The organism is Candidatus Hodarchaeum mangrovi (assembly GCF_975850365.1).
In genome coordinates this window covers 1-5,926 of the sequence record NZ_CDLCQJ010000093.1, presented here as the reverse complement: position 1 = coordinate 5,926, position 5,926 = coordinate 1, and the positions used below count along the sequence as shown (strand labels likewise).

Here is a 5,926-nt window from a genome sequence, read left to right as displayed (position 1 = left end):
TCTTACTGGTCAGCGTTTTTTTTTCAAATTCTTTCCTTATTCTTTGCAGGTTGATCTTATTTGTCTCTCCAAGAAAGGATTTTTTACAGCTCTCCTTCCCCCTGATTTTGTATTAGATTGAGATAATCACTAATTTTTAGTGTTTTTTTGCCGTTTTTTCCAAGTGAGTATTTTTAATGCAACCAGTGTAAAAGCTAACAAGAAGCCACTGGTTAAATTTATTATGGGTTCTGTATTAGAGCTAGTTGACTTCCCAGTCAAATTAGGTTTATTAATTCCTGTAAGCTATTAATGTGAACATCACAATTAGTTGAATTGCATGACTTGTCATTTAAGACATGAATAGTTCTTATTCCCACGCTTGAAGCTAATTCAAGCTGCCAAAGGGAATCATCAATAAGAATCGCATTCTTTGGGTTTACAGTCCTTTCTTGTAAAATTTTATTGAAAAAAGAGGTACTTGCTTTTGCTGTGTTAATTAAATCTGGTCCATATAACTTTGTGAAAAACTCTACAATCATCATTCCTGTTAAATAACCATTAAGTTCCCATGATACTTCTCCAGAAGCAGTGCATAATTGAAATCCTTTATCAGATAAGGTTTCTATAGTTTTAACTACTCCTGGATAAGCTGCCCTTACTCGTGGAGTAATCCATTCTCCAGCATTTTTAGCTAATGTAAAGAGTTTTTTCTCCGATGGAAGGTCAATATTTACTATTCTAAACATATCTTTTATCCAATGAGTCATTTCCAGTTTCCAATAGCTATTGAAATCAACCAGAGGGTTTTCCGTGATGGTCTTATTATATCTACTTAATAAATTATTCAAAGCATACTGATTTGCTTCTTTCCATCTCGATCTCGATCCCCCATAAATTGGAATAAAATAATCTGCAATTAATTCCTTCCATTGATGACTTCGTGCATTATTATCGTTCATGACTCCTCCATCATCAATTAAAATTAAGCTAGCTGATTGTAAATTTATTTTTTTCATTTATACCACTTTTTACGCTCATATATGCTTTTTTTCTGATCAAAGATGGGAGTCTGGATTAATTATTGATAAGGGTAATATTATGGATGTTATTGTTGAAAAGATTATTGAATTACAATGTTATAAAAATTTATGAGGGGAATTGCCCAAGTTGCTGATAATAGACTTCAGAAGTAGGATTAATGGAGATTTGACATCTATAAATGTTTGTCTAGAAACATTTGAAGCTCAGAAAGGGCCTCAGATTTAGAGGGTTCGATTTCATTAAATACTTCATGTCGTGCCTCTTTTATTATTTTCAGGGATTTATCTTGTGACCCGATCTTCTCGTAAACTTCACTAGCTCCCAACATAAGAGTGTCATTTTCTCCTGATATTACTAAACATGGTATTTTGATCCTTTCTAAAACGGAATGTGTTTTTTCTAATGCTTTGAAGAACTCGTTGCCTAATCGAACGGTAGCTGATTTATAAACTAGTGGATCTTCCATATAACCTTGTGCTACTACAGTGTCTCTTGATAGATCTTCTCCTTTTATTGAAGTACTTACTTTCAGCTTAGGAATTATTTTCGCCAGTATAGCTGATAATTTGACAAGAATACTTGGTACAGATCCACCTGCCTTCATTCCAGATGCGGAAAGTATCAAACCATTAAAGGAATTTAAATTATCAAGTAGAACAGCTATCGTACTTCCTAATGAATGTCCAAGCAAAAACTTTGGCTTTCTTGGGTAGTCTTCCTGAATTATTTTGCTGATAAGTTGCTGATCTTTTCTATAATCATCAAATTCATTTACAAACATTGTTGGACCTTCACTTTTCCCATGTCCTCTTAAATCAGAAGCATATATAGCGTAACCTGCTGGAATAAGGGTCTCTATAACGTTGATGTATCGGTTTGAATGTTCTCCAAGTCCGTGAATAATCTGAATAATACCTTTTGGTTCCTCTTTTGGTTTCCAAACTTGTAAAAAAAGTTTTAAATTATCTGAACTAGCAATATGACGTTCTTCGTGCTGCATTAAATTAGATCTCCTTGATTTCTCCTAAAACAGTTCTTGTTATTTCTCTTTTACTCATGAACCACAAAACTAAAATAACTCTCTAGTTATTACAAAGGATTATATCTAGCAATATACGTAAAAGATTAAAGATTTTTTTGTAATTCATTGTATAAATCCCTTAGTGAACACCTATGCAAGTCCCAGAAACAACAATGGCTCAATGGTCTTTTATCCATAGAGCCTTTTACACTTTTTTTCCTGTTGCTGTTATTCCACGTTTTCTGAGTATATTTTTTAAATTGGAGGTTCATAATCGACATTATTTAAATAGGTTTCCCGAAGGAACCCCAATTATTTTTTGTATTAACCATCGAAGCCATCTTGATGGTTTTATCGCGGCCAGTGCTGTTGTAGTTCCCCGTGGACCCAGAACTCGTATTGCTCTAATGGGTGCTGGAAATATCATGCAAGAGAATTGGTTTTTTCGTCTAGCTCCTCATGTTGGTGCTTTTCCCATTTATCCTAAAAAGCCTGAATTAGCATTAAACTATGCTGCTAAATTATTGAAGCAGGGGATAGGTATTATTATCGCTCCCCAGGGGAAACGGATTGTTGGAACTCCCTATCATGATTATTTCAATCTGATCAAAGAAGGAAAAACTGGAGTTGGTCGACTTGTTTTAGCCCTTAATGGAAGAGTCCCAGTCATCCCCACTTATATTCATGGGGCAGCTGAAGCATTATCGCGGGGTAAAATAATTCCAACATTTAACTCATATATTTCTGTTTCATTTGGTCCACCTATTTATTGGCATAAATATGTTCGTAAAAATGGTTGGAACGATACTGATCCTGTTTTTTTCTCCACAGCTAGAGAAATCACTGATGAAATTATGGTTAGAATCAGAGATCAGATGATTATCCAAGAGAAATCCTTTTTTACAATTCTTGAACATATTTTAGGGACAACGGTCGATAAAATTACTATTCCCTCAAATAAAACAGATGCTTTTAATAAATTGCTTTTTAAACTCATCCGAGTTCCTCCCTGGGAGCTTCAGCAAATTATTAGCTCAGAATTGTTGGAAAAATTAGATTGAAAAAAAAGTGGTTTCTTTCTATGATATATCATTGTTTACCATTATTGTTGTCTTCTTTGGGAAAGTTTCCCCTTCCAAGTATTTGATTACATAGTCGAGAATAGTCAACTGCCCCATATAATACCATAATTCAGCCCGATCAGTTTCTCTCAAAGCATTGAATTTTATCTCACGCAATTTTTTCTTACCTTTCAGATCTTTTAATAAATCATCCACTTTCAATAAATAACAACACCTCTATCCTATCTTTCCGAATAAAAGCTTGCTCTTCAGCTGAGATTTGAAAAATCCATTTATTTCCTGTATAATTGTATTTCCATATTTAGTTAATTCTTCATATTCAATAATAATTTGGTATTTTTTTAGTTAAAAGTTATATCTTTTTTTAACAAAGCAATCTCCTTCTTTTCTTTACTCTGTGAGATGAGGGGGTGTGAATGTATATTTCTCATAGATTATCTGAAAGGTTCGGCCAATATCTCTTTTTAATAGTCAGATAATGGATTATTTTCAGAAATGTAGTATGATTATTATCAAAAAAATAGTAAAGCTATTCTTAAATCACCTTTTTTTCAAACCGAAGCATAGTTCGTTTACTATCCAATAAATGATATTAGATATTCTGAGGATGTTCCGCGTTATAGAACATGTGTTCTAATCAGTAGTATTTTAAGATAAAAAACCATTCTTCTTATTTAGGAGAAATTTGAATTGAGTTCAAAACGAATGTTATTTATCTTCATTTCTTTATTTACTATTATCAGTGTAACCTCGATTGCTTATTTTATGTTGCAACAATCAGTAGCTGATAATTTTGGTGAAATCGGCACCGAATTTTCTCTTTACGTTGGAGACTCAGTAGTTATAAAGGATCATGGAATTAAACTAAAATTTCTTGATGTATTAGAAGATTCAAGATGTCCTAGTGATGTAATCTGTATATGGGAAGGAACAGTTTCATTAATGATTAATATAGAATTTAATGGTCAGGATCTAGGAAATTTTATTTTAAATTCAAGTAATTCACATAAAGCTTCCTTTATGGAATATTATGCAAAGTTTAAGGAGCTAAAGCCATATCCTATCTCAACCGAGATTATTCCAAAGACTTCGTATCATGCTACTTTTATTGTTGGTGAATACGGAACTGATTAGATGTTTTACAAACTGAATGATTACAGAATTAGATTCTGCAGTTTCCACTTTTCCTTTTAATTATTTTTTTCTATTTACCAAATTCGTTATATAGCTAGAATTTACTGAATAATGAATGAAAAAGAATTTTGTTCCATCAAGGTTTTTGTCGGATTCTTTTGATTCAGGTATAAAGGCTATTACCCGAGTTATTTTAAAAAATCTCTTGAGGTTAAAGAGAACATTGAACTCAATTCTCCAAGATTATCTAATGGCTATTTGTTATATTTCTAAATTAATCAAATAAAGGAAAGGTTGTTTATGGATTTCTCTAGAAGAACTTGTAATTCTATATTGGATGTAATTGGGAATACACCATTAGTAGATTTAAAAAGATTGGTTAGGAATACAGAAGGGGCTTCTGGTCGTATTTTGGCTAAATTGGAATTTTTAAACCCAGGATATTCAAAAAAAGATAGAATTGGATTACAAATGATTGAAGAAGCTGAAAATGCTGGGATTCTAAAACCTGGTCAAACAATAATTGAACTTACAAGTGGAAATACAGGTACTGGTCTTGCTATAGTCTGTGCAATCAAAGGATATCCATTCATAGCTGTTATGAGTAAAGGAAACACAGAAGAACGGGCCAGAATGATGAGAGCCTTTGGGGTTAAGGTAATATTAGTAGATCAAGCTCCAGGAGCAATTTCAGGACAAGTTTCAGGTGATTCATTAGCATTGGTGGAAAAGGAGACACAAAGACTTACAAAAGAATATAATGCATTTAGAGCAGATCAATTCAAACTAGATGGAAATTGGCGAGCTCATTATTTGCATACAGGAAAAGAAATAATTAAACAGTCCAATGGTAATATTGATGCTTTCTGTGATTTTGTGGGGTCAGGAGGGAGTTTTTCTGGAATATACAAAGCATTAAAGGAATATAATGCAAAAATACAATGTTATATAGTAGAACCTACGAGTGTGGCGGTTCTAGCTGGGAAAAAAATTACTAATATTGACCATAAAATTCAAGGAGGAGGATATAACATGGCTGAGCTGAAGTATCTAGAAAATATAGTCCCTGATGGTTTTCTTCAAGTCTCTGATGAGGAAGTAATTAATATGACTAGAAGATTAGCACAGGAAGAAGGAATTTTTGCTGGTTTCTCTTCAGGGGCAAATGTTGCTACAGCAATTGATTTACTAAAAAATAAGTTAAGAGATAAAACAATTATTGTCTTATTACCTGATAGTGGATTGAAGTATTTATCAACAGATTTATGGCTTTAAAACCATTTGAAATTATTATTTCAGTATCTAATTCCCTCTTTTAATCTGATGATGTTTTTTTTACTCCTTAGAAAACGACTTTATGCCGTTAATATGCCTAAACCTTAATGCAAACCAGTCTGTATCGATCGCTATTAGTCTTACACCTTCAAATAGTTGATTCTTTAATGGTTTCCATCCTTCATCTCGTGAAATATCTGATTTATATTTTTTTGATGATTTTTTAGGATAAGCAAACCAAAGAACACCATTTTCGACTAAACTTTTTACAAGATCAGCGTTTTGTACGATTTCCTCCTAATTTCGAACAAACACTAATATAAATTCGTACTTCCTGTTTTTTTCTTTTATTTCTAAGACTGTTGCTTCTTCTCGAAACCTTTTGAGTTCT

At 32.7% G+C, this 5,926-nt stretch carries 6 protein-coding genes; 3 read left to right on the top strand and 3 right to left on the bottom strand.

The features are described 5' to 3' along the window. Positions 1 to 257: 257 nt before the first annotated feature. Both ACWVCY_RS09110 and ACWVCY_RS09105 read right to left on the bottom strand, forming a co-directional pair. Entirely contained in the window at positions 258 to 998 is a 741-nt protein-coding gene (locus ACWVCY_RS09110; protein WP_455142258.1) for an HAD family hydrolase, read from the bottom strand. Between the two features lie 197 nt (positions 999 to 1,195). Continuing rightward, positions 1,196 to 2,023, bottom strand: coding sequence for an alpha/beta hydrolase (locus ACWVCY_RS09105; protein ID WP_455142256.1), 828 nt, complete (start codon positions 2,021 to 2,023; stop codon positions 1,196 to 1,198). 173 nt (positions 2,024 to 2,196) lie between these two features. On the opposite strand from ACWVCY_RS09105, the gene ACWVCY_RS09100 reads away from it, so the two are divergent. Then, the gene (locus ACWVCY_RS09100) at positions 2,197 to 3,105 is read left to right on the top strand and encodes a lysophospholipid acyltransferase family protein (protein ID WP_455142254.1); all 909 of its coding nucleotides are present in this window, start codon (positions 2,197 to 2,199) and stop codon (positions 3,103 to 3,105) included. 18 nt (positions 3,106 to 3,123) lie between these two features. Here ACWVCY_RS09100 and ACWVCY_RS09095 read toward each other — a convergent pair whose 3' ends face one another. Continuing rightward, positions 3,124 to 3,327, bottom strand: a complete 204-nt coding sequence (locus ACWVCY_RS09095; protein WP_455142253.1) for a hypothetical protein — start codon at positions 3,325 to 3,327, stop codon at positions 3,124 to 3,126. 489 nt (positions 3,328 to 3,816) lie between these two features. Between ACWVCY_RS09095 and ACWVCY_RS09090 the strand changes: the two genes are divergently transcribed. Both ACWVCY_RS09090 and ACWVCY_RS09085 read left to right on the top strand, forming a co-directional pair. Continuing rightward, a complete protein-coding gene (locus ACWVCY_RS09090; protein WP_455142251.1) occupies positions 3,817 to 4,260 on the top strand; it encodes a hypothetical protein in 444 nt (147 codons plus the stop codon). Between the two features lie 300 nt (positions 4,261 to 4,560). Then, positions 4,561 to 5,535 carry a PLP-dependent cysteine synthase family protein gene (locus ACWVCY_RS09085; RefSeq protein ID WP_455142249.1) on the top strand — a complete coding sequence of 325 codons (975 nt, stop codon included), beginning with the start codon at positions 4,561 to 4,563 and terminating at the stop codon, positions 5,533 to 5,535. Positions 5,536 to 5,926: the final 391 nt, after the last annotated feature.

Bases quoted from the DNA above. Each gene is read 5' to 3' on its own strand.
- ACWVCY_RS09085 (WP_455142249.1), top strand. From the start codon at position 4,561: ATGGATTTCTCTAGAAGAACTTGTAATTCTATATTGGATGTAATTGGG.
- ACWVCY_RS09100 (WP_455142254.1), top strand. From the start codon at position 2,197: ATGCAAGTCCCAGAAACAACAATGGCTCAATGGTCTTTTATCCATAGA.
- ACWVCY_RS09110 (WP_455142258.1), bottom strand. From the start codon at position 998: ATGAAAAAAATAAATTTACAATCAGCTAGCTTAATTTTAATTGATGAT.
- ACWVCY_RS09105 (WP_455142256.1), bottom strand. From the start codon at position 2,023: ATGCAGCACGAAGAACGTCATATTGCTAGTTCAGATAATTTAAAACTT.